At 60.1% G+C, this 21,710-nt stretch carries 32 protein-coding genes and 1 tRNA gene; 13 read left to right on the forward strand and 20 right to left on the reverse strand.

The genetic code is table 11. The annotated features are described in order from the left end of the window. The first annotated feature begins 9 nt into the window (after nt 1-9). The gene (locus tag EFB14_RS01650; RefSeq protein ID WP_126822148.1) at nt 10-717 is read left to right on the forward strand and encodes a GntR family transcriptional regulator; all 708 of its coding nucleotides are present in this window, start codon (nt 10-12) and stop codon (nt 715-717) included. Nucleotides 718-780: 63 nt separating this feature from the next. Here the strand turns inward: EFB14_RS01650 and EFB14_RS01655 are convergent, their stop codons facing one another. Both EFB14_RS01655 and EFB14_RS01660 read right to left on the reverse strand, forming a co-directional pair. Then, entirely contained in the window at nt 781-1,194 is a 414-nt protein-coding gene (locus EFB14_RS01655) for a DUF4174 domain-containing protein (RefSeq protein ID WP_126822150.1), read from the reverse strand. A 119-nt stretch (nt 1,195-1,313) separates the two neighbouring features. Beyond that, a complete protein-coding gene (locus tag EFB14_RS01660) occupies nt 1,314-1,697 on the reverse strand; it encodes a BRA0787 family protein (protein WP_126822152.1) in 384 nt (127 codons plus the stop codon). Between the two features lie 360 nt (nt 1,698-2,057). Between EFB14_RS01660 and EFB14_RS01665 the strand changes: the two genes are divergently transcribed. Both EFB14_RS01665 and EFB14_RS01670 read left to right on the forward strand, forming a co-directional pair. Further along, nucleotides 2,058-2,264: a hypothetical protein gene (locus EFB14_RS01665; RefSeq protein WP_125843510.1), complete on the forward strand. Its 207-nt coding sequence runs from the start codon at nt 2,058-2,060 to the stop codon at nt 2,262-2,264. Nucleotides 2,265-2,295: 31 nt separating this feature from the next. After that, nucleotides 2,296-2,535: a DUF2934 domain-containing protein gene (locus tag EFB14_RS01670; RefSeq protein WP_126822154.1), complete on the forward strand. Its 240-nt coding sequence runs from the start codon at nt 2,296-2,298 to the stop codon at nt 2,533-2,535. A 19-nt stretch (nt 2,536-2,554) separates the two neighbouring features. Here the strand turns inward: EFB14_RS01670 and EFB14_RS01675 are convergent, their stop codons facing one another. Together EFB14_RS01675 and EFB14_RS01680 are read right to left on the reverse strand one after the other, a co-directional pair. Continuing rightward, on the reverse strand, nt 2,555-4,480 hold the full coding sequence (locus EFB14_RS01675; RefSeq protein ID WP_126822156.1) for a DUF5054 domain-containing protein: 1,926 nt from the start codon (nt 4,478-4,480) through the stop codon (nt 2,555-2,557). A 389-nt stretch (nt 4,481-4,869) separates the two neighbouring features. After that, entirely contained in the window at nt 4,870-5,064 is a 195-nt protein-coding gene (locus EFB14_RS01680; RefSeq protein WP_125843507.1) for a hypothetical protein, read from the reverse strand. A 122-nt stretch (nt 5,065-5,186) separates the two neighbouring features. Between EFB14_RS01680 and EFB14_RS01685 the strand changes: the two genes are divergently transcribed. From EFB14_RS01685 to EFB14_RS01695, 3 genes are all read left to right on the forward strand, one after another. Continuing rightward, nucleotides 5,187-5,912: a LuxR family transcriptional regulator gene (locus EFB14_RS01685; protein WP_126822158.1), complete on the forward strand. Its 726-nt coding sequence runs from the start codon at nt 5,187-5,189 to the stop codon at nt 5,910-5,912. Nucleotides 5,913-6,134: 222 nt separating this feature from the next. Further along, a complete protein-coding gene (locus EFB14_RS01690) occupies nt 6,135-6,800 on the forward strand; it encodes an acyl-homoserine-lactone synthase (RefSeq protein ID WP_125843505.1) in 666 nt (221 codons plus the stop codon). Then, nucleotides 6,797-6,991 (forward strand): hypothetical protein, encoded by a 195-nt coding sequence (locus EFB14_RS01695; protein ID WP_126822160.1) that lies wholly within the window; start codon nt 6,797-6,799, stop codon nt 6,989-6,991. The genes EFB14_RS01690 and EFB14_RS01695 overlap by 4 nt, the downstream gene beginning before the upstream one ends. Nucleotides 6,992-7,084: 93 nt before the next feature. Here the strand turns inward: EFB14_RS01695 and EFB14_RS01700 are convergent, their stop codons facing one another. After that, nucleotides 7,085-7,453: a response regulator gene (locus EFB14_RS01700; protein ID WP_126822162.1), complete on the reverse strand. Its 369-nt coding sequence runs from the start codon at nt 7,451-7,453 to the stop codon at nt 7,085-7,087. 201 nt (nt 7,454-7,654) lie between these two features. Between EFB14_RS01700 and EFB14_RS01705 the strand changes: the two genes are divergently transcribed. Then, nucleotides 7,655-7,730 (forward strand) — tRNA-Ile (locus EFB14_RS01705). Between the two features lie 11 nt (nt 7,731-7,741). Here EFB14_RS01705 and EFB14_RS01710 read toward each other — a convergent pair. Together EFB14_RS01710 and EFB14_RS01715 are read right to left on the reverse strand one after the other, a co-directional pair. Further along, nucleotides 7,742-8,494, reverse strand: a complete 753-nt coding sequence (locus tag EFB14_RS01710) for a DUF5131 family protein (protein WP_126822164.1) — start codon at nt 8,492-8,494, stop codon at nt 7,742-7,744. Beyond that, nucleotides 8,494-9,612 (reverse strand): three-Cys-motif partner protein TcmP, encoded by a 1,119-nt coding sequence (locus EFB14_RS01715; protein ID WP_126822166.1) that lies wholly within the window; start codon nt 9,610-9,612, stop codon nt 8,494-8,496. Before EFB14_RS01715 ends, EFB14_RS01710 begins: the two co-directional genes overlap by 1 nt. 190 nt (nt 9,613-9,802) lie before the next feature. On the opposite strand from EFB14_RS01715, the gene EFB14_RS01720 reads away from it, so the two are divergent. Continuing rightward, nucleotides 9,803-10,474 carry a TRADD-N-associated membrane domain-containing protein gene (locus EFB14_RS01720; RefSeq protein WP_126822168.1) on the forward strand — a complete coding sequence of 224 codons (672 nt, stop codon included), beginning with the start codon at nt 9,803-9,805 and terminating at the stop codon, nt 10,472-10,474. Between the two features lie 69 nt (nt 10,475-10,543). Here EFB14_RS01720 and EFB14_RS01725 read toward each other — a convergent pair whose 3' ends face one another. Continuing rightward, nucleotides 10,544-10,732 (reverse strand): hypothetical protein, encoded by a 189-nt coding sequence (locus tag EFB14_RS01725; protein ID WP_125843499.1) that lies wholly within the window; start codon nt 10,730-10,732, stop codon nt 10,544-10,546. 220 nt (nt 10,733-10,952) lie between these two features. Between EFB14_RS01725 and EFB14_RS32770 the strand changes: the two genes are divergently transcribed. Further along, nucleotides 10,953-11,099 (forward strand): hypothetical protein, encoded by a 147-nt coding sequence (locus EFB14_RS32770; protein ID WP_164737477.1) that lies wholly within the window; start codon nt 10,953-10,955, stop codon nt 11,097-11,099. Between the two features lie 63 nt (nt 11,100-11,162). Here the strand turns inward: EFB14_RS32770 and EFB14_RS01730 are convergent, their stop codons facing one another. Continuing rightward, nucleotides 11,163-11,714, reverse strand: a complete 552-nt coding sequence (locus EFB14_RS01730) for a hypothetical protein (RefSeq protein ID WP_126822170.1) — start codon at nt 11,712-11,714, stop codon at nt 11,163-11,165. A gap of 515 nt (nt 11,715-12,229) precedes the next feature. Here EFB14_RS01730 and EFB14_RS01740 point away from each other — a divergent pair. After that, nucleotides 12,230-12,970, forward strand: a complete 741-nt coding sequence (locus EFB14_RS01740; RefSeq protein WP_126822172.1) for an SIMPL domain-containing protein — start codon at nt 12,230-12,232, stop codon at nt 12,968-12,970. Between the two features lie 131 nt (nt 12,971-13,101). Here the strand turns inward: EFB14_RS01740 and EFB14_RS01745 are convergent, their stop codons facing one another. From EFB14_RS01745 to EFB14_RS01765, 5 genes are all read right to left on the reverse strand, one after another. Further along, nucleotides 13,102-13,470 (reverse strand): hypothetical protein, encoded by a 369-nt coding sequence (locus EFB14_RS01745; RefSeq protein ID WP_126822174.1) that lies wholly within the window; start codon nt 13,468-13,470, stop codon nt 13,102-13,104. 146 nt (nt 13,471-13,616) lie between these two features. Continuing rightward, on the reverse strand, nt 13,617-13,922 hold the full coding sequence (locus EFB14_RS01750; RefSeq protein ID WP_126822176.1) for a hypothetical protein: 306 nt from the start codon (nt 13,920-13,922) through the stop codon (nt 13,617-13,619). A gap of 125 nt (nt 13,923-14,047) precedes the next feature. Continuing rightward, nucleotides 14,048-14,470: a secondary thiamine-phosphate synthase enzyme YjbQ gene (locus tag EFB14_RS01755; protein WP_126822178.1), complete on the reverse strand. Its 423-nt coding sequence runs from the start codon at nt 14,468-14,470 to the stop codon at nt 14,048-14,050. Nucleotides 14,471-14,596: 126 nt separating this feature from the next. Continuing rightward, nucleotides 14,597-15,349 (reverse strand): carbonic anhydrase, encoded by a 753-nt coding sequence (locus EFB14_RS01760; protein WP_126822180.1) that lies wholly within the window; start codon nt 15,347-15,349, stop codon nt 14,597-14,599. A gap of 108 nt (nt 15,350-15,457) precedes the next feature. Continuing rightward, entirely contained in the window at nt 15,458-15,811 is a 354-nt protein-coding gene (locus EFB14_RS01765) for a DUF1428 domain-containing protein (protein ID WP_125843492.1), read from the reverse strand. Nucleotides 15,812-16,087: 276 nt separating this feature from the next. On the opposite strand from EFB14_RS01765, the gene EFB14_RS01770 reads away from it, so the two are divergent. Together EFB14_RS01770 and EFB14_RS01775 are read left to right on the forward strand one after the other, a co-directional pair. Further along, nucleotides 16,088-16,567, forward strand: a complete 480-nt coding sequence (locus tag EFB14_RS01770) for a hypothetical protein (protein WP_126822182.1) — start codon at nt 16,088-16,090, stop codon at nt 16,565-16,567. A 70-nt stretch (nt 16,568-16,637) separates the two neighbouring features. Further along, nucleotides 16,638-16,988 carry a YidB family protein gene (locus tag EFB14_RS01775; protein ID WP_126822184.1) on the forward strand — a complete coding sequence of 117 codons (351 nt, stop codon included), beginning with the start codon at nt 16,638-16,640 and terminating at the stop codon, nt 16,986-16,988. A 31-nt stretch (nt 16,989-17,019) separates the two neighbouring features. Here the strand turns inward: EFB14_RS01775 and EFB14_RS01780 are convergent, their stop codons facing one another. Together EFB14_RS01780 and EFB14_RS32775 are read right to left on the reverse strand one after the other, a co-directional pair. Continuing rightward, entirely contained in the window at nt 17,020-17,619 is a 600-nt protein-coding gene (locus EFB14_RS01780; RefSeq protein ID WP_342635062.1) for a DUF922 domain-containing Zn-dependent protease, read from the reverse strand. After that, nucleotides 17,549-17,743: a hypothetical protein gene (locus EFB14_RS32775; RefSeq protein WP_164737474.1), complete on the reverse strand. Its 195-nt coding sequence runs from the start codon at nt 17,741-17,743 to the stop codon at nt 17,549-17,551. The genes EFB14_RS01780 and EFB14_RS32775 overlap by 71 nt, the downstream gene beginning before the upstream one ends. Before the next feature lie 40 nt (nt 17,744-17,783). On the opposite strand from EFB14_RS32775, the gene EFB14_RS01785 reads away from it, so the two are divergent. Then, on the forward strand, nt 17,784-18,236 hold the full coding sequence (locus tag EFB14_RS01785; protein WP_126822186.1) for a VOC family protein: 453 nt from the start codon (nt 17,784-17,786) through the stop codon (nt 18,234-18,236). Nucleotides 18,237-18,282: 46 nt separating this feature from the next. Here EFB14_RS01785 and EFB14_RS01790 read toward each other — a convergent pair whose 3' ends face one another. The 4 genes from EFB14_RS01790 to EFB14_RS01805 form a co-directional block, all read right to left on the reverse strand. Next, nucleotides 18,283-19,503, reverse strand: a complete 1,221-nt coding sequence (locus EFB14_RS01790; protein WP_126822188.1) for an MFS transporter — start codon at nt 19,501-19,503, stop codon at nt 18,283-18,285. Between the two features lie 123 nt (nt 19,504-19,626). After that, nucleotides 19,627-20,025, reverse strand: coding sequence for a DUF427 domain-containing protein (locus EFB14_RS01795; protein ID WP_126822190.1), 399 nt, complete (start codon nt 20,023-20,025; stop codon nt 19,627-19,629). Between the two features lie 66 nt (nt 20,026-20,091). Next, complete coding sequence (locus tag EFB14_RS01800) at nt 20,092-20,790, reverse strand: B3/B4 domain-containing protein (protein ID WP_126822192.1); 699 nt, start codon at nt 20,788-20,790, stop codon at nt 20,092-20,094. A gap of 3 nt (nt 20,791-20,793) precedes the next feature. Beyond that, a complete protein-coding gene (locus EFB14_RS01805) occupies nt 20,794-21,693 on the reverse strand; it encodes a DMT family transporter (RefSeq protein ID WP_126822194.1) in 900 nt (299 codons plus the stop codon). Between the last annotated feature and the right edge of the window lie 17 nt (nt 21,694-21,710).

The raw sequence follows: 21,710 nt of genomic DNA on the forward strand, positions 1-21,710 counted from the left end.
AACGATTTGATGAAATCCGCCGCCAAGGCACTGTCCGAAGATACCTCCGAAACCGGCGCACAACAGATCCGCGACGCTATTCGCGATGCGATCGTCGAGCGCAGGCTTTCGCCCGGCACCAAGCTGTCGGAAAGCGATGTGGGCAATCTCTTCAATGTCAGCCGCACGCTTGCCCGCGCCGCTCTGCAGGCGCTCTCCTATGAAGGGCTCGTCAGCGTCGAGAAAAACCGCGGCGCCTTCGTCGCCTATCCCTCGCCGGAGGAAGCCCGCCAGATCTTTTCCGCCCGCCGCCTGGTCGAACCGGGCATATTGCGCGAGGCGGCAGCACGGATCACCCCCATCGATATCAAGCGCATGAAAGAGCTTCTGCTGGAGGAAGGCCGCCTGATGAGCGAGCGCGGCCAGACGGCGCGCCGCGCCGAGATCAAGGCATCGGGCGATTTCCATCTGATGCTGGCGGAAGTCTCCGGCAATGCGATCATGCAGCGCTTCATGGAGGAACTCGTCGCCCGTTCCTCGCTTGTCATCGCCCTCTACGGCCAGTCGACCGCATCGAGCTGCGGCCATTCGGAACATGGCGACATCATCTCGGCGATCGAAACCAAGGATCTCGACCGCGCCTGCCAGCTGATGCTGCACCACATCGCCCATATCGAGGCCGATCTCGACCTGCGCGAACGCAAAAGCCTTGGACTGAAAGAGGCCTTCGAACTCTGAACGTGGAAAGGGCGCGGACAGCTTTCACATATCCGCACCCGAACGAAGCGAAGTTTCAAGCAGTCACCAGGGCGTCGTCTTCGGCAGGTCATCGAGAGCCTTGAAGATTTCCTCCATGGTGCGCGGCTCGCTGGAGCGCAGCTTGACGGTTCCGTCGCGCCCGATCAGGATCAGCCCGAACTCGCCGGACGGCGGTCCCTGCAGCCGCTCTCTAATATCATCTGCATCGAGCTCCCAGTCATCGTCGAACAGCGCAAAGGCGCCGCCGCCGGCGATGGTGAATACCTCGATGTCTTCCTCGATGAGGCGCATTTGCGCCTTGCGCAGCCATTCGTCCTGGATGAGGGGGCGGTCGTCCTGCGCATCGGCAAAGATGATCAGCACGCGCTTGTTGTCGCGAAACTGCTCGAGCGATCGCGGGAGAGCCGGCTCGCGCCGGGGCGTGCCGATAATTTCATGAACGATGGATTTCAGCATGTGCTCATTCCCAGGCCATTTCTTGATGCGGCCGTGCTGCCGGATTAACGGCTGGGAATGAGCGAGGTTCCGCTGACAAGCGGAAAAGGATCGCAGCCGTGGCCGCGATCCCAATTCTGTCAGTCACGGTTCTGATCTTCGGCCGCGTGGGCCGAAACGGCGACGAGATCCGCGGTGCCATTGGCAAGAAGGCGCTTGCGCACCAGCACGCGCATGACGCGCGCAGCCGTCGAAAAGGTCATCTGGTCGAGCGGGCCTTCGCCCTCCCACGGCTTGGTCAGCCGTTCGGTGACGGCGCCGACGATGTTCATCGGCACGATGTCGGTGCATTCGCGCATGGCTTCGAAAACGAAGCTGATGGGCATGACCCGTCCTTCGTGAGTCACGATCGGCTCGGTCAATTCGCTATCCCATTCCTCAAAAGCATACAGCGCTTCGCGAAACAGCTGCTGGAGGGTAAACGGCGCGTGGCCGTCATGAAGTGGCGGCAGGGCATTCATCATGTCTGTCTCCTCTTGATGGATTGAAGCCAAAGTCCTCCGGTATCGGTCGCATCGACGCGGGAACGGCGAACATTTTGCCCCCTGCGAACCGAATAACACTATTGATTCTATAGAGTAACGCGCTGGGGATAAAGCCATTTATCCCCGGTCGCGGAAGCAAATTTCCTAACGCTATGATTTAGCTTCATTTTTTAGTTGAAATTTTCTGGGTGGGCGCCATCGTTAAAATTCTATGCCATCAGCGCGAAATCGCTCGGGAATGGCACGCCGCAGCCAAAAAACCCTGAAAATTCACGGAACTTTTATGGCTGTAATCTGTTTTGTTCTCACAACTCGCCAAACCGACTGGGATCACCAACAATGACGCAAATTCGCGAACCGGAGCGCCGAAGCAAAATCCTGCGCGGCCGCCCCTATAGCCTTGATGAATTCGCCTCCAAATATGGACTGCGCAGCGAGCAGGCAGAAAGCCTGTTCACCCGTTTCGGGCCCTCCTCGATCGAGCTCGACCTGTTGATGGCAGCCAAGCGCCGTCAGCCGGTTCTGCCAGACAGAATTGCCGAATAACTTTCTTTCACCAATGGAATGGAACGGATAGATGAGCGACAGACGCCACGAATGGATCAGCAAAAGAGCCTACGCGATTTGGGAAGAACACGGCCGTCCCCACGGCCGTGATGACGAACACTGGCGCCAGGCGGTTGCTGAACGCAATGCTCTGGAACGCACGAAGGCCTCCGCCGATGGCCGCGAGGTGCTGGTGAAGTTTCGCCCGAAACAGCCGCGGCCCGAAATGCCGCGACAAGACTGGGTCAATCCTTCGACAAAGGTCGGCTGACCTTTGCCTCGCTTCCGGCTCAGTCCATGCTGAGCCGGAAGCGAGCCTGAAAATCTCCCTGCCACCACATCGGGAAATTGGTTCCCCATTTATTGTTGTGCAGATTGAAGCGGATGCCGGCGTCAAAATCCGGCCGCGTCCGGCAGAACGTCATAAAATCCCAGCTCTGAGGCGCAACGAGCGGCGCATCGAAGGTTTCGATCGTGAGCCGATCTCCGCCAAGATCGCCACGCGCGGCGCTCACCGCCTGCAATTGCGCCCCGCCGCCCGGCGCCATGTTTTGCGATCGATGCCAGAGGCCCATCTTGAGGAAACTCCAGTCCCTGGCGTCTTCGGGCGTGAAGGAGAGGAAGCTTGCCTCCGGCATGCGATTGGCCGGCTTGTCGCGCAATGTCAGGCGCAGTTCGAGCCGGTCGCCCGCAGCGGTGAAATGCAGCATCACATGCGCCGGCGCGCCATACGCCTGCACCGCCTCATCAGGCATCGACAGAAGCACGCCCGCCCCTTGCGTCGCCTCCAGCACCGGCGGAAAGACCTTGGAAAGTGCAGCACCCGAGCGGGCGAGCCCTGGCTTATCGTGGTCGAGCACCGCCCATTCCTCGCGATGGGTCAGATAGGTCTGCATGTGCCGCTCAATGTCGCCGGCATCGTAGCTTTCGTATCGATAGGCGATCAGCGAACCGTCACGGCCGGCAATCCTCCTGCCGGAGGGCGCGATGATCTCGGCGACATCCCCGCTGACAGCGTCGAGCGCGATCGACCAGCCGCCGGCCCTGAGGATAAGATCTCGCCCGCCGCCTTCGACCACGGCGGGTGCGGCGCATTCGGCAAGCGCGGCTTGGGCGGCGTTCCGGTCGGTCTCGTCCAGTTCCGAAACCGCCTGGTCGAGATAGGCCCGCTGCTCGTCCCATGAGGCTTCGGTATAGGCGAAGCGATAATCGGACCGGCGCGCGGCTTCGAAGTCGGCCCGCGACCAGGCCTTTTCGTCGCGCAGATAGGATTTGATATCGACGCCGCATGTATGCTCGGCCACCATCGCCAGCCCGCGCCCGAAGGCAAGGCGCCGTTCATCGAGACCATCCGCTGCGAAGCTATCATAGAGCCGCTGCAGCGCCAGGAACCGCGCCGTCTTGATGGGATCGCTGGCCGAGCCATGGATCCAGCTGTCGCCGAGTTCGAGCTCGACGACGGGAAAGCGCTCGCGCGCATCCCAGAGGATGGCGCCATAGTCCTCGAGCGTCGCGGCACGGATGACCGCGTCCGGCTCGCGGGCGCGTAGCTCCCGATAGGCTTCAGCTGTCTGCGGCACGCTCTGCGGGCCGATATTGTCGTTGGTATGGGCAAAGCTCAGCCCGTCCGCAAACCCGTCGGGGAAACAGGTCTCGCCATAGGAGCGCTGGTACATGACAACAACCTCCTCGCCATCAGGCGCCCGCCAGCGGAAGATGTCGGGCACATCGGGCGGCGGTGAGGCCGTATTGACGCCGATATGCAGGAAGCGGATGCCGGCCTCTGCCAGCAGCGGCACCATGCCGAGCGTATGGCCGGGCACGTCGGTCATCTTGGCGGCAATCGTCATCTTGCCGAAGCGGCGGTCGAGCTCCTGCGCATAGGAAAGGCCGGCCCGGAAGAGATCCGGCGACATCAGCTCCGTATGGGTCGTGAACGGCAGGCCGTGCCAGCGGATCAGCCCGCGCCCGATTGCCTGCTCCAGTGCCGCGACTTCTCCCGCCGAGCGCGAATTCAGATGGTCCCAGATCAGCCAGGCGCCCGTCGTCCAGATGAATTTCGGCACGTCGGGATTTTCGGCATGGAAATGCTTGGCCGTCTCGATCGCCTGCGGGATGAAGCGCTCGTGATATTGCCGGCGGACTTTCTCGGCATGGTCGGTAAAACCGATATCGAGATGGGTCTTGAAGATGAGATGCACGCGCTTTTCAGTCATTTCAATTCCGTTGTGCTCACAACTCCCGGGCATCCCGAATCATTCGTGCCGGCGGCGGCAGACATGGGAAACAGCTCCTGAACGCCGTATGTTATTCCGCCAACATGCACCGCCGCGACACAGTGTAACCGTTTACACAGCCACCATTGCGCCTGTCGGAAACGCTTCGTCAAGCATAACGGCGCAAATCGATGGAGGAATGTCGAATCTCATTGACCTCCTTGGAATGCCGCCGTTCGGTGCTCCAAGCAGATCGGGTACGGGAGTAAGATGAAAACGTATTCACCCGTGGCAAGGCCTCGCTGGTCGCGACGCGGGTGCCGGTTTCGATGTCCGGCCAAGCCTGTGGAAATCGGGGGGAGAAGCCGGAGCCCGCTCGCAGCGCCTTTTCAGAAGGCGTTGCTTTCCTCGCAGAGCGCTTTATGGACTGCAGTCCAGAACAGCGCCAGCGGGGTGTCGCCGTTGCGTTCGGCAACGAGCGCGCGGATCAGCGCTTCGGAACCAGCCATGTCCTGCCAGCTGGATTTCAGGCCTTTGGCCGCCTGCTGGCATTCGACAATCTCGAATGGTCTCTTGCTGTCCATATGAGGTCTCCTCATGAAGGCGCTAACAGATGGGGCCGAAATAGTCATTCCCCGCATATGTGGGGATGCCTTGTATTTGTTACGAAAGTCACGTTAGGTTTGAGGAATTGGGGCGGTAGGAAATGAGCGAGAATACCTATAGCGAAAAGTTCGAGTCCGCTTTCGAACAGATCAAGGGCGCGGCCAATGTGGATGCCGCCATCCGCATTCTGCAGGCCGAATATGCGCTCGATTTCGTGACCTACCATCTCGCCCAGACGATCGCGAGCAAGATCGATTCCCCCTTCGTGCGCACCACCTATCCGGATGCCTGGGTCTCGCGCTACCTCCTCAACAGCTATGTGAAGGTCGATCCGATCGTCAAGCAGGGCTTCGAACGCCAGCTGCCCTTCGACTGGAGCGAGGTCGAGCCAACGCCGGAGGCCTATGCCATGCTGGTCGACGCCCAGAAGCACGGCATCGGCGGCAACGGCTATTCCATTCCCGTCGCCGACAAGGCACAGCGCCGCGCCCTGCTGTCGGTGAATGCCCGCATACCGCAGGAGGAATGGGTCGAGCTGGTCCGCCGCTACCGCAACGAATGGATCGAGATCGCCCATCTGATCCATCGGAAAGCCGTCTACGAGCTCTACGGCGAGAACGATCCCGTGCCGGCGCTCTCGCCGCGCGAGATCGAATGCCTGCATTGGACGGCTCTCGGCAAGGATTACAAGGACATCTCGGTCATATTGGGCATATCGGAGCACACCACGCGCGATTACCTGAAGACCGCCCGCTTCAAGCTCGGCTGCGCCACGATTTCGGCCGCCGCCTCGCGGGCCGTGCAATTGCGCATCATCAATCCCTAGCGCGGCCCGAAAATCCAATCTGTTTTCGGAAAGCACGATGCCTCGATCAAAAGAGCCGGAGCGTCGCGGTCCTTGCCGCGCCGCGGCTGCACGTGTCCTGACCCGTTTCATCATACTTTTGGGCTAATCCCCCCATCTGGGGGGGCCTATCTGAGGGAATTTCCGATCCGGCCCGCCTGAACCATTCTGCTTTCCACGGACTTGCAAACGCTGGAGGGCAAAATGTTCGCTATCATTCAGGCACATGAGTATCAGAAATACGCTGCCGTACTCGACCAGATGTTTCGCCTGCGCAAGAAGGTCTTCGCCGATACGCTCGGCTGGGATGTTCCTGTCATCGGCCCCTACGAGCGCGATAGCTACGATTCTCTTTCGCCCGCCTATCTCGTCTGGTGCAACGACAGCCGCACCCGTCTCTATGGCGGCATGCGCCTGATGCCGACGACCGGCCCGACCCTTCTCTACGACGTCTTCCGTGAGACGTTCCCCGCTGCCGCCGATCTCATCGCCCCCGGCATCTGGGAAGGCACGCGCATGTGCATCGATGAAGAGGCGATCGCCCGGGATTTCCCGAATATCGACGCCGGCCGCGCCTTCTCGATGATGCTGCTCGCCCTTTGTGAATGCGCGCTCGATCACGGCATCCACACAATGATTTCCAACTACGAACCCTATCTCAAGCGCGTCTACAAGCGCGCAGGCGCCGAAGTGGAAGAACTCGGCCGCGCAGACGGCTATGGCAAGTACCCCGTCTGCTGCGGCGCCTTCGAAGTGTCGGACCGCGTGCTGCGCAAGATGCGCGCCGCCCTCGGCCTGACCCTCCCCCTTTATGTCAGGCACGTGCCGGCCCGCTCGGTCGTGACCCAATTCCTGGAGATGGCAGCATGAACCGCCTCGCTGAAAACACCGCAATGCAGAAAGATATCGTCGCCCTGGAGCGCCACGTGCTCGCATCGCGTGACATCGCCACGCAGATAGGGGATCCCTTCCTCTCCTATCTCCTCTCGATGGCCCTGTTCACGATCTACGAAAAGAAGGCCCATCATGAAAACGAGGCGCTGAAGAGCAGCTTCAGCTGAGGTTCCCTCCGCCGCATCTGAAGACGAGCATGCTCCCGGCGCCCCCGCGCGCAGCCCGAAAACCCGCAACAGGTTTTCGGGCTGCGCGCCGCGTCACGTCATCAGCGAATCGATCGCCGAAATCAGGGCGTCGTGCATATAGGGCTTCGGCAGGAAGGCGGCATTGGCCGGCAGCGCCATCGGATCGAGCTGCACCAAGCCCGAGGTGATGATGATGCCGATGTTCGGCCGCATCGCTCTCACCCGCTTGGCAAGCTGGATACCGTCCATCGAACCGGCCATATTGACGTCGGTGAAGAGGATATCGACATCCTGCCTCCCCTTCAGCACCACCAGCGCCTCATCGGCATTCGCCGCCTCCAGCGCCACATGGCCGACGTCCTCAAGCGCATCGAGGACGTTGAACCGGATTACCGGCTCGTCCTCCACGATGAGCACCACGGCACTGTTCAAACCCACCATCTCAGATCGTCCTTTTCATGCGGTATGCGATTCGCATAAGTGCGGCCTGCGCGAGAAGGTTCCAGTGCTTCCGCCGATGAAACATGCATCGTCCACAGATGCTTGCGCTCTCCGCTTGTGGCTCCCAGCAATTTGCGTTAGAGCGAACCCATGCTGCGGGAACCATTGCCCCGGCATCCCGGTGCCGGCCTCCGGCGCCAAGGGCCTGTAGCTCAATGGTTAGAGCCGGCGGCTCATAACCGCTTGGTTGGGGGTTCGAGTCCCTCCGGGCCCACCATTTTTTTCTTACTATGCAGCGGCCGAGGTTGGGAACTGGTCCCAAGTCCTCCCGTCGAGAACGCGGCCTGCCCGCTTCTTGTTTACGCCGCCCCATTGCTTGAAATGAAACGCCACATTGGCCGCAACGCATTGATCGCGGATCGAACGCACCCATACAGCCTCCATCGGGCGCGCGCCGGGGCCGCTCTCGCCTCCAGCGATAGCCCAGTCGATGTAGGAAAGATCAATGACGCCTAAGTCTCCGACCAGCGGCTCAAGACTCAGGAACCTTACGGCAGCAGGTGTAGCGCGCAGATCATCAATACGGTGCTTGTAGTCGCCGTTCTCGACACTCACGCCCATCCATACGTTGGCGGGCCAATCAAGCCGGTCCGCAATCGAACGCAGCCTATCCGACCGTTTGGTAAGAACCTGGAAGGTGTGCTGCGAGCAATTTTTCATAACGTCGAAGACCCTGCTGACGAAATCGACCGAGACGTCTTCATGAAACAGGTCTGACATCGAATTTACGAAGATCATACGACCGGTTTTCCAAGAATAAGGAATAGCCAGCGCGTTATCGTCTAGCCGAATTCGCCCATTCCACTTTGGGCGACCGCCACTTCGTCTTGTTAGACCTCGATACTTTTCCTGCCCCATCAGTTCCAGCCGCTCCGCCATACGCATTGCGTAGCAGTTGGTGCAGCCGGGAGATACGATGTTGCAGCCAGCTACCGGGTTCCAGGTCGCTTCGGTCCACTCAATTCTCGAATTTGTTCCCATTACTTGTCTGCTTTCGGGAAGGTTACCAACAGGCGGTCCGCGAAAGTTCCACTTTTCCGGGCTTTGCCGGCTGGGTCCCTGACCGTCACTGCGCCTGCATCTTCCATATTCTTGAGGACTTCCTTGTAGTTCCTACTCAGGTAGGGCCGCCCTATGCTATGCTGCTCATAGATATCCAGCATGGATTTAGTTTTCCCGGCGTACTCTTGCCTCAACATCCCCTCTAAGTCGTCTAGCGGACGAGCGAGTTCAAACAGGAGCGGCATGGATATATCCGCGGGGGAGTAGGCGAAGGAAGCGACTCCTTGTTCGGATTTAGAGCTTGCGGACGCCATGATTTCTTTCATCACTCTGTAGCCTACGAAACTCTTGGATACAAAAACCAGATGGTGTGTAAGACGTCCCTTGTCGTTGCGAAAACGGAACGGCAGAACGTGCGTACCTCCCATCTCCTTCAATGCGTTCGCTAGTTCCTCAAGGATCATTTGCTCGCGGAGGTCAGGCTTGGTCCTTTCGACCCGCGCTTTGAGTTCGGCCGCTCGGGCGCTCCCGAAAAGTGCCGCCATATGATCCTCGACCATCGGATTCGAGATGCCCAGATTGATGCGATTGTAGTTGAAAAAGAAGACACAGTCGCATCCCCAATCTTTGATGACGCCGTTAACGAGCTTCAAGGACAGGCCTTTGTACCCAAACGGATCCAGAAAGGTGAAGGAAGGCATGAGCCGCGTTTTTGCGAAATATTCCTCAGCGTCCTTGTCTACTGGGTTGCAGTTAACGATCGGAGGATGCTTCAACTTTTCGATGCCTGGCAAGCCATTGATTTCGGCCTGCAGAGTCTGCGTATTGTTCTGGTCCATGTCATTGAATAGAGCCAACAGCACTTCGCTTATCTTTGGGCTTTCGATCGCCTTCTGAAGCACGAGCAAAGGTGTTGACGCCGCTCCGTCCTTGTAACGACCTGGTCCCGCGTACAAATCGATATAGGCAATTTTCCCTCCCCCAAATTCTCGAGTAGCGGGAAGAACGATGTTCGCCCACGCTGCGAAATACTTCTGAACAATCTCAGCTTTCACTACAGACTGATCACCGCGCTCTTCGAAAAACTTTGCGGTCATAGGCGCCACCACACGTGATTGAATCAACGAGTGATGGTATTAAGAATAAGCTAAAATGCACAATAGAACATATCGGGAACACATGCAATCTCTTGTTGAAGAACGCCCGATGAAGCATCGAACACTCAATCGCTATGATGTGAGACAGGCTATTTCCCTTTATATATAGCCTTCATAGATGAGGATCGGCATGCAACTCAACGAACAAATAATAACTGTGTTTAGTAGCGCTTTGCCGCTAATCGTGGGGTTAACGGCACTTCTTGCCGCGTTTGTTTTCCTCAGCAGAGGCCGAATTAAATTCGGCGCACTCCAGTTCGATTTCGAACGGCGAGCGCGCGAGACCATTTTGAAAGAAATTAAGGATGATGTTGCTCAGGGTTCATCACCTCAAGCGGCGCTGATGAGGGAGTATCACGCTCAAGGCCTGTCACAATCCAAAATAAGCTTTTGGTTCAGTCTAATATTTGCTTCCCTGGGTTTCGCAATTATCGCTCTCTCTATAGGTCTATTTCTTCAAAATACAGGAAGTGGCGAATCGTGGATTGATACAGCCGCAAAGCCAATATTTACGCTCGTTGCAGGCGCAATAATTGATGCCGTCGCCGCATTGTTCTTTGTGCAATCAAACAAGGCACGAGAGTTAATGGTCGAGTTTTTCGATAAGCTCAGAAATGACCGAAAACTCGACGAAGCGCTTGCCCTCATGTCTGATATCGATGATGTGCAGATTGCTGCAAAATCAAAGAGTTTGATATCTCTAAGTTTTGCCGGAGTATCCGTCGACAAAAACGTTCTAGATGCCTTGTTCCCAGCCGCTCCCCCGTTCGAGAGTGCCCCGAGCCAAAGCGTAGTGACCTAAATTAATTCCCGAATGCCCCGGCGATCACACGATTTCGTCCGCGGCATCATGCCCGATCGGCACACATTTCTAATAACTACAAGACCGCCCATCACTAGGCCTGAACCCACCCCCGCAAGCCGGATTAAGCGGCTGGCTCTCATAATAGCCACCAATCGACGAAGTCTGGTCGAGGCTTCCGGACGAGGTGCAGGCCGAAGTGATCGTGGCAAGGCTTATCAGCGTTCCCACTGTGATAAATGCGAAAAATCGGGTCATCTGAGCTTCTCCTTCGCAAGGGCATGACTTTGCCCCAAGTGGACGATGTATAGCGCCCGACCGCCTGGGCGACCCCTCTTAACGTCAATGTGATCGCCTTACAGGCCGCTTCTCAAGCCATGCGCTGTCACATAACTGTCATGCAAAATTGCCCATTGTTCCGGCAGCCTGCGCAAAATATACGCTGCCGGCTAACAAAAAAAAGAATGAGTGAATTGCAATGAGTACCATACAGAAACTTTTCAACCGCCGGCTCCTGAGCCGTTTCGTTAGCGGTCTCGGGGCTGTTCCCCAACGCATTCGCGAAGCCCGCGAAGAACGCACGCCCGCCATCCATCCATCCTTCATGGATGATTTCGGCGCCTGATCGTCAACGCGTCCGCTGGCCACAGGATAAGGCAAACGACCTTATCCCGGCCGGCCCTCCCCCTCAGTTCACGACGGGTGCAGCCGGCTCGCCCCAGCTGGAAATGGGTTGGCCGCCCTTGGTCGCCACACGCATGTCGTAGAGCGCGAGCGAGGCCTGGAGCTGGCGCATATCGCTGCAGCGCTTGATGATGCCGCCGATATACTGCACGCAGTCGCTGGCGCTGCCCTGCACCGAGCCCGTCGCCCAATCCTTGACGATCCCGTCAGCACCCACCAGGAAATAGGAAAGCCGGTTGTTCTGCGAAACCGTGGAACTGCCGACCAGGCCGGCGAAATTCGTGCCGGTCTCGGTCTTGGCGGCCGGCGCCATGTGCCGGTAGATCGTCATGCCGTTCTTCAACGGCGTCGCGCCGATCATCGGCCCGAAGGTCGCTTCGGAGCCCGAAAGCTGCGCCATCGGCGACTGGCCGAGATTGGCGACATCAGCATAGGGCTTGCCCAGCGCATAGCTGGTGTAAGAGCGGTTGGCGGCGTTCTCCACCTTTTCCGCCACCTGAGTGCACCCCGCCAACGCGATGGCGAGGACGATCGAAAGAATTGCCATGAAACGCATGCTGCCCCCTCGCCGGCCACTTTGTGTCCGGAAGCCCCTTGGGCGCCCGTGTTGAAGCGGCCGCCGTCTGTTTCTTAACCCGCTGCCATTGCTAGCAGCTTTGCGGGATTTGGGAAGCGGTCGTGTTGCCAAGTTGGTTTACGTTGGGAGGAGTGTTGTTTGCTTGCAGCTTTACCGGCGTGCGATGGTCACCCCCCTCTGCCCTGCCGGGCATCTCCCCCACAAGGGTGGAGATTGGCTGGGCGCGATGGCTTCCCCAAACAACCGGCCGTCACATGAATCGTAAATTTGGGGCGAGGCATGGCTTCCTGCCAATCTCCCCACTTGTGGGGGAGATGCCCGGCAGGGCAGAGGGGGGTATAACACGGCACACTCTCTCCTCGTCTCCGCGCCCCAACGCACGCATCCCTCACATTTTTCCCCCGATACACATGCGCCTGTCTTTTCCGCCGCAATAGCTTCACAATCAACCGACAGAAAGCTCATCCGGGAAACGACAACTAGGGAATGAAAACATGGCGCCGATTCTATCAAAGACTATTGTAATGACTGCCCTTCTGGCCCTGCCGCTGGCGGCCGCAGCGCCTGTATCGGCGCAGGAGGCAAAGCCGCGCGAACCGGTGATCTCGGTGACGGGGGATGGCGAATCGGCCGTGGCGCCTGACATGGCCGTCGTCAATCTCGCCGTCGTCAAGCAGGCGAAAACCGCCCGCGAAGCGCTTGATGAGAACAACAAGGCGATGAACGAGGTGCTGAAAGCGCTGAAGGACGGCGGCATTGCCGAACGCGATCTGCAGACCTCGGGCTTTTCGATCCAGCCGCAATACAATTATCCGCAGCCGACCGACGGCCAGCCCGCGCAGCCGCAGCTGATCGGCTACCAGACCATCAACTCCGTCACCGTCCGCCTGCGCGATCTTTCCAAGCTCGGCCAGGTGATCGACCAGTCCGTCACGCTCGGCATCAACCAGGGCGGCGACATCCAGTTCACCAACGACAAGCCGGAAGCAGCCCTCGAAACGGCGCGCAAGAATGCCGTTGCCGATGCCGTGAAGAAGGCGAAGACGCTGAGCGAAGCCGCCGGCGTCAAGCTCGGCCGCATCATCGAGATCAACGAAAATGTGCCGCGCCCGCTGCCGCAGCCGGTCTATCGCGCCACGATGATGAAGGAAGCTTCAGACGGCGCCGTTCCCGTCCAGGGCGGCGAGAACAATTACAATGTCAGCGTCACCGTGACCTTCGCGATCGGCCAGTAAGCCTTTGGCCGGGCGGAAGGAGATCGTTTCTTCCGCTTGGCCGCACAAAAAGAAACCGCCCTTGCCGACCTGGGGAGACGGGCAAAGGCGGTTCTTGGCCGCCGCATCGGGGAGACGAGGCGGCAATGGTTTTAGTAGCGGCGCAGAGCGGGGCAGCCGCGCACGTTGCCGAAGCTCATCTCGTCGGGGCCGCGACGTGTCCAGCCCTGTACGATGACGCGGCGCGGGGTGATATCGACGACGCGCGCGCGGCGGAAGCCGTAATCCCGGGCCATATCTTCGGCAAGACGCGGATCGCAGCCGCGCATCGGCCGGCCGTAACCGGGCGGCGGACCCGGACGGCGATAATCCGGCGGCGGGCGACGGTAATCCGGCGGCGGACCACGGTCCGGCTCACCGATAATGATATTGAACTGGGCGGCAGCCGGGGCCACCGTGCCGGCAAGGGTGCCGGCTGTCAGCATGGCGGCAAGACCCGCCTTTGCCAGAAACTGCATCATTTAAGAACCTCTCCTTTAAGGTCGTGCGGCCGAGCCGCCCTCCCACTCCGCATCACGCCGCACATCATGCGGGAATCACCCATACGGATTAGACACAAGACGGCTGAAAGTGGCGCCGTCAAGGCAAAACGGCGCCAAGTGCCGCCTCAGCGCCGGATCAGCGGGCAGCCTCGGACATTCGCGAAGGTGATCCTGTCCCAGCCGCGGCGGTCGCGCCCGGCAACGACGACGACGCGCGGCGACATGCGGGCAATGCGGACATCCCGCAGGCCGAGATAATGCGCTTTGCGCACCGCCCGCATTGGCGAGCAGCCATATATCGGGCGATGATATTGCGCCTCGACGACGAGATTCGTCTGCGGTCCCGCGGCGGCCGCGGTGGAAACAGTGGCCGGAATGGAGCAGAGCGCCAGCACTGCGGCAAGCGAAGCCTTGGTGAGGAAATGCGTCATGGAGTGTCTCCGTCGATCGGTTTTACCCAAGCTCTCCCTTCAGGGATTGTCTCGACAGTAAACGCTGCAAACTGAATGGCGTTCGAACCGGGCATTCACTTCTCATTCAGAAGGATTAACCCTTTTCAGGGGCTGAGATGCAGGACGATTTCACGCCGGTGCGGCCGGTCCCGATGTTCGAAGAGATAGATGCCCTGCCAGGTGCCGAGCATCAGGCGCCCCCTGGCGACGGGAATGCCGATCGATACCTGCGTCAGCGCCGACTTGATATGCGCCGGCATATCGTCCGGTCCTTCGTCCCGATGCACGACCCAGCCCATCGAGGGATCGGAGGCAGGCGGCACGAGGCGGCGAAAGAAGGCGAGAAGGTCGGTGCGCACGTCGGGATCGGCGTTTTCCTGGATCAGCAGCGAGCAGGAGGTGTGGCGCACGAAGACGGTGAGAAGCCCTTCCTCCCGGCCCGCCGCGCGTACGAAGGCGCCCGCCTGGTCTGTGAATTCGTAAAGGCCCTGTCCTGATGTGGGAAGGGTAAGGATCGTCTGGGGCAAGGCGCTCTCCCGTCTCGGAATGACATTCCCGCGAGTTGGCGCGCCGCTGCGGGCAAGTCAAGCTTGCCCGGGCAAATCAAGCTTGCCAGGCAAATCAGGCCTTCCCGGGCAAGCTAATGCTTTGCCTCAAAATGAGGACAGGATGAAGCGCCGGTTGGCGGCGAGCACCGGCCGGGCATTCATCGGATAGACCGCCGTGAAGGTCTTTATATCCTTCTCATCGACCTCGATCGGCTGTCTCGCCACCATCCAGTCGACGATCTCGCTGCAGGGCGGCGTCGTCAGCGACCCCTCATAGGACCAGTAGGAGAATTCTTTCGGCAGCAACCCGTTCGGATCGACATCTTCGACCGCCGCTTCGCCGCCCGATGTTTTCGGAAAGGCGGCGGCCAGCCGCGAGAAAGTAGCATTGGCGGCACCCGGCGTGATGAACACGCCGAGCACGCCTAGCGCGCCGCTTTCCCGGTGCTTATGGACGAAATGGACTTCCATCGGGAAGCTTCTGCCATCGACATGATGTTCGCTCGGCGCATGGAAATGATATTGCAGTAGCTCGTAGCTCTTGCCGCCGCGCGAAAGCCTGCTGCCGTCAGGCATGTTGACCTGTATCATGTGGCCGTTGTTGACGATCTGCCCGCCCGGCTTCCAGTCGATCGCAAGCGGCGGAAGCACAGCCTTGACGGCGCCGGTCAGGTCGAGCGGCGATTGCTGCGAACCGGCCGAACAGGCAGCGTTCTCAGGCTCCAGCGCGCCCCAGTGGTCCGGGCCGGATTGTCCCTCATAACTCCAATTCCCAGCCTCGGCGGCAAAGCCCGCCCGGGCACAGGCCGGACAGGCGCCAAGAACGATCAATCCCCTGATGAAATCACGTCGCTGCATCTCCGTCCCCCCAACGAGGCAGCCGGCGGCCGGCTGAGCCCCGCGGAAATTATGCACGCTTATCGTGCAGATTGAAACATCAAGCACATGAAATTTGGAAGGTGGGCGTCAGAGCTTGAGCAGCGTCTCGAAGCCGCCGTAGATCATCCGCTTGCCATCGAACGGCATCTGCCAGCCGTCGCCCTTCAGTCTCGGATCATCCATCACCTTGGCATTGATCTCGTCGCGCTCCTGTCGAGAGCGATAGGTGATCCAGGAAAAGACCACCACCTCGTCCTCTTTGGCCTGCACGGCGCGGGGAAAGGAGGTCAATTCTCCATAGGGCACGTCGTCGCCGAGGCATTCGACATATTCGAGCGCGCCATATTCCTTCCAGATCGAGCCGGCGAAAGTCGAGAACTTCTTATAGGCCTCGATATTCTCCCTCGGCACCGCCACCACGAAACCATCGACATAGGACATTTCACTCCTCCTCCGCGCGTCTGCGCCTCGTATTGCCGGGAGAGATAGGAAGCTGATCGGACAGGTCCACCCCAGAGGGACCATTCGCCCGGTTGGAAGCGGGCTGGCAGCGTGTTTACATCAAAAAATACTGTTTTATTCTGCACTTATATAATGATCGCCTAAAATTTGACAGTATTGCTCCGCGATCTGGAGTGGCCTGACGGTACCCACCCAAACGGCGTGTGTGCCCGCGTTCAGGTGTCGGCATCAACACAGTTCGTGGAGGATGTATTCATGATCAAGCTTGCTTCTATCGGAACAGCCATCGCCCTTGGTATCGGAGCATTCACCTTCGCGTCTCACGCGAATGCCCTGACCATGAAGGAATGCAGCGCCAAATACAAAGCGGCGCAAGAGGCCAACAGCCTGAACGGAATGAAATGGAATGATTTCCGCAAGGCGCAATGCGGAACCGATGCAGCGGCAACGCCCGCGGCACCTGCTGCAGGCGATGCCAAGGATGAAGAGCCGACGATGGCCAACACCGACAATGCACCCGAGCCGGCGGCCACCACGACCAAAGCCCCGAAGGGTGTGGTCTTCCCCACGAAGGTTTCAGCGAAATACGCAAGCGAGTCGCCCGGCAAGGCGAGAATGCATACCTGTCTCGACCAATACAAAGCCAACAAGGCCGATAACACCCTGAACGGCCTCACCTGGATCAAGAAGGGCGGCGGCTATTACAGCATCTGCAACAGCAAACTGAAGTCCTGACGTCATTTCGCTCGGCAATCGTCGGCGTCGCCTGAAGGCGGCGTCGGCAACGATCCACACGGAGGATACCATGAGTTTCTTTGACAATTTGGGCGGCATGCTGAGCAAGGCGATCAGCAGCCATCCGGGCGGCCTCAGCGGCCTGATGTCCGATGCCTTTTCCCAATTCGGCGGGCTGGACGGAGTGGTGGCGAAACTGAACGAGGCCGGCCTCGGATCGCAGGTCAATTCCTGGCTCGGGCGCGGCGAAAACCAGCCGATCACGCCTGATGAAATCCGTTCCGCACTATCGAACGAGTATCTCGTCTCGCTGGCGCAGAAGCTTGGCGTGCCCACAGATCAGGTGGCGAATATCCTGGCGCAACACCTGCCGGCGGCGGTGGATCAGGCAAGCCCTGATGGGACGATCCGCAGTTCCTGATCCTCAACACGCCATAGCGCGCTCGGCCCGATCAGGGCCCATTGACCAGCTTGAGGATGAGCTGGCGGATATTGCCGCCGTCGCCGAGTTCGATCTTGTCGAAGTCGCGGCCGCGCTGGCGTTGCCTCTGGGAGATCTCGCCAAGGCGCCGGGTCAGTTCGATCCTGATCTTCTTGCAGCCTGGGTCATCGGCAACGGTCAGGCCGATGCTCGTCGCCTCGATCTCCTTGACCATGTCCTTGATGGTCTCTCCATGCACCCGCTCATGAGCCTGCACACCTGAAATGAAGCCCTCCCAGCTGCTCTTGACGGCAGCCGGCAGCTCAGCCGACGGTTTCGGCAGCGTATAGGTGATGACGAGCTTCGGCCGGTTGGTCACGATAACGCAGGCATTGCCCTGCGGTTCGTATTTCCGGGTCCAGGTCAGCTTGAACGTCGTATGCGCGATCGTCCGGCCCGTGCCGCCAACCTCAGGCCCCCGCGCCCCGATCGATTCATAAAGCTCTGCCCCGGTTTTGCCTGATATCGAATAGGGCCGCACCTCTTCGACAGCCTGCCACTCAGCCAAGGCGATAGCCGGCACCGATGCGAAAAACCCCGCCAGCACGCAAATTGAAGAACGTCTCGTCACGCAATCCCCACTCGATAATGCTTCGCGCCGACCCTTCATAGGGCCAAACGTCGATTTCAACGAGGCTTACCGGGCACACAACCGAAAAAACTGTCTTCCCCTTGTCGGCATCCCGCCCGGTCATACGTCCTTGCTGCGAACACCGCTGACGGGAGGATATCAGCATGCAGAAGATCACGCCGTTTCTCTGGTTCGACAATCAGCTCGAAGAGGCCATCGGCTTCTACACGTCCATTTTCAGCAATGCCCGCGTCAGCGACATCCAGCGCGGCCCTGACGGCAAGGCCTTTACGGCCTCCTTCGCGCTTGAAGGCCAGGAGTTCATGGGGCTGAACGGCGGGCCGCATTTCAGCTTCACCGAAGCGGTCTCGTTCTTCGTGCGCTGCGACGACCAGGCCGAGGTCGATCACTACTGGGAGAAGCTGCTCGACGGCGGCAAGCCGCAGCAATGCGGCTGGCTGAAGGATCGCTTTGGCCTCTCCTGGCAGATCATTCCCGATGCGCTGATACGTTATTTCAGCGATCCGGATCCCGAGAAGGCGATGCGTGTCCAGGCCGCCATGATGCAGATGGTCAAGATCGACGTCGCCGAACTCGGCAAGGCCTATGCCGGGTAGAGCATGATGTCGCCCGAAAACCGCTGACGCTTTTCGGCATCGTGCTTTAACCCTGCAACGTCTTGACCTTGGTGAGATCCGGGAAGAGCCGCATCCAGAGCATGACGACGACAATCGTGCCGAGCCCGCCGACGATGCCGGTGGCAACAGGCCCGAGGGCGGCAGCCATCATGCCGGATTCGAATTCGCCGAGCTGGTTGGAGGTGCCGATGAACAGCGAGTTGACCGCGCTGACGCGGCCGCGCATCTCATCCGGCGTCAGAAGCTGCACGAGCGAGCTGCGCACGACGACGCTCACCGTATCCGACGCGCCGACGACAAGCAGTGCCGCGACGGAAAGCGCGATATTGGTGGAAAGCGAGAAGACGATGGTGGCAACGCCGAATACGGCAACGGCGACGAGCATCTTGCGCCCGACATTGGTCTCGAGCGGCCGGCGGGCAAGCACGATCGACATGGCGAGCGCGCCGATCGCCGGCGCGGCGCGCAGAAGACCGAGCCCCCAGGGGCCGGCATGCAGGATATCCCTGGCAAACATCGGCAGCAGCGCGGTCGCGCCGCCGAGCAGCACCGCAAAGAGATCGAGCGAAATCGTACCGAGCATGACAGGCCGGCTGCGGATGAAGGAGACGCCGGCAAAGACCGAGGCCAGCGTCACCGGCTCGCGCTTGGCAGGGCTCCATTGCATGCGGATCGAGATGACGTTGAAACTCGCCGCGGCAAAGAGCACCGCGGCCATTGCAAAGGGCGCGACAGGGTTCAGGCCGTAGAGCAGGCCGCCGAGTGAGGGACCGATGATCAGTGCTGTCTGCATCATCGAAGTGGAGGTGGCGACCGCCTTCTGCAGCATCGAGGCGGGCACGATGTTCGGCAGCAGCGCCGCCATGGTCGGCCGCTCGAAGGCGACCACCGCGCCGAGCACGGTCACGGCGGCAAGGATGCCGGCCGGCGTCAGCCATTGCTGCCAGGTCGCGACCGCCAGCACCAGCGCCGTCACCGCCTCGATCAACTGGCAGGCAAGGCCGATGCGCCGCCGGTCGAACCGGTCGGCGACATGGCCGACGACGAAGGTCAGCACCGCCATCGGCAGGAATTGGCAGAAGCCGACGAGGCCGAGCGCAAGGGCACTATGCGTCTGGTCGTAGATCATCCAGCCCATGGCAATGGCGACGGACTGGAAGGAGAGCGAGGAAAAGACGCGGGAAGCGGCGAAATTCAGATAGCCGGGATGGCGAAGAACGCTCCCCGGGCTTTGGGATATGTCCATGCAATATTGTCGGCCGGCCATACGGCCGCGCGGCCTTCATGAGAGTTTGCAGATGCGGCCCGTGTTCTGCCGCAACGACCGGTTTGTCAACCGCGATGAATGGCGGTCACCGAATTGTGCTCATCAGAAGGTGCCGGCCTCCGGCGAAGCCATTTCCTCGATGCCGTCGACGCGGTCGGGATAGAAGGCGAGATGCTCCTTGATGCTGCTGACGGCTGCATTCGGCGCCTCATAGGTCCAGACGGCATTCTTCGAACGCTCGCCGCCCGGGATGATGCTGTAATAGGACGCATCGCCCTTATAGGGACAATGGCTGCCGTGGTCGGTGCGCTGAAGCAGCGACATATCAACGTCCCTGCGTGGAATATACTGCACCGGCGGATAGGAGGCCTCGCGCAGCGTCAGCGCATTGTGGCTATCGGCAATCGTTTTGCCTGCAACGGTGACGACGACGCGGGAGGGATTGTGCTCGATGGAAATCGGATGATCCGGCCCCGGGATCTTGAATGACTTATCCGACATGGATTCTTCTCCAGAAGATATCAATCTCACTGACATAGGGCGGCCATGCCCCCGGCCCAAGTCCCCTCAGGCCTGGAATTCGAAACGCGGCGAAACCGAAGTGAGCATCGCCGTCTTTGGTGCGACCGGCCAGTGTTGCGCGAGCGCATCGGCGACGGTCGCGACCAGCCTGCCGACATCCTCGCTGGCGGAAGCATGCAGGGCCTCGGCGACGATCAGCACAGAACGCGTCGTCTCCCGCACCGCCGAAAGCCCGCTCTGCCGGTTCGTCCAGCGCCGCGCATGCGCTCTCCCCTCGCCATCTGCGAAGATCACCTCGCCCAGTTCGGGATGCTCGTTCTCGCCGCCGAAGGTAAGATAGTTCTCGTCACCAACAGCCCGGCGCACCTCGAGATCGCCCGCAATCTTTTCCGTGTCGAAGACGGCGATCGGAATGGCGAAGGCGAGCGAAATCGCATTGCAGAGATCGACGAGCGGATGCAGGCGCGGCAGCGCCTGTTCCTGGCGGAAGCGGCGCAGCAGCGCTTCGGACGCGCAGCGATATTGCGTCGGCTTCAGCCCCATGCGGGAAAAGCCGCGCCGCCAGGCCTGGATCTCGGGGAATTCGCCTTCCGGCGCTTCGGCGAGCCGGGCCGCGGCAGTCGAGCTGAAGCTTACGACCGATGCCTCGACGTCTGCCGCCGCATGGATGCCTTCGGCATGGAGCCCGCCAGCGCGAAGCTCCGGAAAGGTCTGCCACATGGCATCGGAATGGCTGAACTGCATGGCCTATCTCCCTTCGGCGATCTTTGTTGCGGCACGGCTCCCGGCCAAGGCAAGCCCGAACACGGCTGCCAGCACGCAGGCAATGCCGGCGATCTGGTTGAGCCCGACAGGCTCGCCAAGGATGACGAAGGCGAGCACGACGGCGCAAACCGGGGCAAGTGCGGTGAAAAGCGACGCTTCCGTTCCGCTCACCCGCTCCGCGCCCGCATACCAGAGCAGGAACCCGCCGACCGTCGGCACCAGCGCATAATAGACGACGGCAGCAATGGCGCTTGCGGAAACATCATGTGCGAAAGGCGCCTCGAAAACGACCGGGATGACGGAGACGACCAGGCCGATGCCGGTCATCAGGGTCGATTGGCAAAGCGGCGGGATCTCCGTCTTTAGCCGCTTGTTCAAGAGGATGAACATTCCCTCGCAGACAACCGCCAGGAAGATCAGCGCATTGCCGAAGAGCGACCCGCCGGCCGCATTCGGCGTGAAGGCGATCGAAAGCACACCCGCCGTCGCAAAGCCTATTGCAAAAAGCAAGGCGCGCTGCGGCCGTTCGCGAAGCAGCAGGATGGAAATTGCAGCCGACACCACCGGCAGCGTGCCGATAATGACGCCGGCGTCGGCCGCCGAGGTCAGGCTGAGGCCGGAGATCAGCAGCGTCGTATAGCCGACGCTGCCTGCACCGGCCTGAATGACGAGAATGAGGCGATCATTCCGCGAAAGCTTCGGCAGCCGCGCGCCGGTCGCCCGCATCAGCGCGAGAAAGACGGGAAAAGCGAGAGCGAAGCGCAGAGCGGTTGCCGTAAACGGTGGCAGGCCCGAGGCGATGAGCTTGCTCGCAATAACCGTGCTTCCCACAGTCAGCATGGCCAGCGCCAGATAGAGATACCCTTGAACCTGTCTCGACATTCCGTCTCTCCTGTTGG

The sequence above is a fragment of the Rhizobium fabae genome (genome assembly GCF_003985135.1).
Lineage (GTDB): Bacteria > Pseudomonadota > Alphaproteobacteria > Rhizobiales > Rhizobiaceae > Rhizobium > Rhizobium pisi.

What these genes read in the sequence shown, in the direction of transcription:
- EFB14_RS01650 (WP_126822148.1), top strand. Translation starts at nt 10, where the DNA reads ATGAAATCCGCCGCCAAGGCACTGTCCGAAGATACCTCCGAAACCGGC.
- EFB14_RS01655 (WP_126822150.1), bottom strand. Translation starts at nt 1,194, where the DNA reads ATGCTGAAATCCATCGTTCATGAAATTATCGGCACGCCCCGGCGCGAG.
- EFB14_RS01660 (WP_126822152.1), bottom strand. Translation starts at nt 1,697, where the DNA reads ATGATGAATGCCCTGCCGCCACTTCATGACGGCCACGCGCCGTTTACC.
- EFB14_RS01665 (WP_125843510.1), top strand. Translation starts at nt 2,058, where the DNA reads ATGACGCAAATTCGCGAACCGGAGCGCCGAAGCAAAATCCTGCGCGGC.
- EFB14_RS01670 (WP_126822154.1), top strand. Translation starts at nt 2,296, where the DNA reads ATGAGCGACAGACGCCACGAATGGATCAGCAAAAGAGCCTACGCGATT.
- EFB14_RS01675 (WP_126822156.1), bottom strand. Translation starts at nt 4,480, where the DNA reads ATGACTGAAAAGCGCGTGCATCTCATCTTCAAGACCCATCTCGATATC.
- EFB14_RS01680 (WP_125843507.1), bottom strand. Translation starts at nt 5,064, where the DNA reads ATGGACAGCAAGAGACCATTCGAGATTGTCGAATGCCAGCAGGCGGCC.
- EFB14_RS01685 (WP_126822158.1), top strand. Translation starts at nt 5,187, where the DNA reads ATGAGCGAGAATACCTATAGCGAAAAGTTCGAGTCCGCTTTCGAACAG.
- EFB14_RS01690 (WP_125843505.1), top strand. Translation starts at nt 6,135, where the DNA reads ATGTTCGCTATCATTCAGGCACATGAGTATCAGAAATACGCTGCCGTA.
- EFB14_RS01695 (WP_126822160.1), top strand. Translation starts at nt 6,797, where the DNA reads ATGAACCGCCTCGCTGAAAACACCGCAATGCAGAAAGATATCGTCGCC.
- EFB14_RS01700 (WP_126822162.1), bottom strand. Translation starts at nt 7,453, where the DNA reads ATGGTGGGTTTGAACAGTGCCGTGGTGCTCATCGTGGAGGACGAGCCG.
- EFB14_RS01710 (WP_126822164.1), bottom strand. Translation starts at nt 8,494, where the DNA reads ATGGGAACAAATTCGAGAATTGAGTGGACCGAAGCGACCTGGAACCCG.
- EFB14_RS01715 (WP_126822166.1), bottom strand. Translation starts at nt 9,612, where the DNA reads ATGACCGCAAAGTTTTTCGAAGAGCGCGGTGATCAGTCTGTAGTGAAA.
- EFB14_RS01720 (WP_126822168.1), top strand. Translation starts at nt 9,803, where the DNA reads ATGCAACTCAACGAACAAATAATAACTGTGTTTAGTAGCGCTTTGCCG.
- EFB14_RS01725 (WP_125843499.1), bottom strand. Translation starts at nt 10,732, where the DNA reads ATGACCCGATTTTTCGCATTTATCACAGTGGGAACGCTGATAAGCCTT.
- EFB14_RS32770 (WP_164737477.1), top strand. Translation starts at nt 10,953, where the DNA reads ATGAGTACCATACAGAAACTTTTCAACCGCCGGCTCCTGAGCCGTTTC.
- EFB14_RS01730 (WP_126822170.1), bottom strand. Translation starts at nt 11,714, where the DNA reads ATGCGTTTCATGGCAATTCTTTCGATCGTCCTCGCCATCGCGTTGGCG.
- EFB14_RS01740 (WP_126822172.1), top strand. Translation starts at nt 12,230, where the DNA reads ATGGCGCCGATTCTATCAAAGACTATTGTAATGACTGCCCTTCTGGCC.
- EFB14_RS01745 (WP_126822174.1), bottom strand. Translation starts at nt 13,470, where the DNA reads ATGATGCAGTTTCTGGCAAAGGCGGGTCTTGCCGCCATGCTGACAGCC.
- EFB14_RS01750 (WP_126822176.1), bottom strand. Translation starts at nt 13,922, where the DNA reads ATGACGCATTTCCTCACCAAGGCTTCGCTTGCCGCAGTGCTGGCGCTC.
- EFB14_RS01760 (WP_126822180.1), bottom strand. Translation starts at nt 15,349, where the DNA reads ATGCAGCGACGTGATTTCATCAGGGGATTGATCGTTCTTGGCGCCTGT.
- EFB14_RS01765 (WP_125843492.1), bottom strand. Translation starts at nt 15,811, where the DNA reads ATGTCCTATGTCGATGGTTTCGTGGTGGCGGTGCCGAGGGAGAATATC.
- EFB14_RS01770 (WP_126822182.1), top strand. Translation starts at nt 16,088, where the DNA reads ATGATCAAGCTTGCTTCTATCGGAACAGCCATCGCCCTTGGTATCGGA.
- EFB14_RS01775 (WP_126822184.1), top strand. Translation starts at nt 16,638, where the DNA reads ATGAGTTTCTTTGACAATTTGGGCGGCATGCTGAGCAAGGCGATCAGC.
- EFB14_RS32775 (WP_164737474.1), bottom strand. Translation starts at nt 17,743, where the DNA reads ATGACCGGGCGGGATGCCGACAAGGGGAAGACAGTTTTTTCGGTTGTG.
- EFB14_RS01785 (WP_126822186.1), top strand. Translation starts at nt 17,784, where the DNA reads ATGCAGAAGATCACGCCGTTTCTCTGGTTCGACAATCAGCTCGAAGAG.
- EFB14_RS01790 (WP_126822188.1), bottom strand. Translation starts at nt 19,503, where the DNA reads ATGGACATATCCCAAAGCCCGGGGAGCGTTCTTCGCCATCCCGGCTAT.
- EFB14_RS01795 (WP_126822190.1), bottom strand. Translation starts at nt 20,025, where the DNA reads ATGTCGGATAAGTCATTCAAGATCCCGGGGCCGGATCATCCGATTTCC.
- EFB14_RS01800 (WP_126822192.1), bottom strand. Translation starts at nt 20,790, where the DNA reads ATGCAGTTCAGCCATTCCGATGCCATGTGGCAGACCTTTCCGGAGCTT.
- EFB14_RS01805 (WP_126822194.1), bottom strand. Translation starts at nt 21,693, where the DNA reads ATGTCGAGACAGGTTCAAGGGTATCTCTATCTGGCGCTGGCCATGCTG.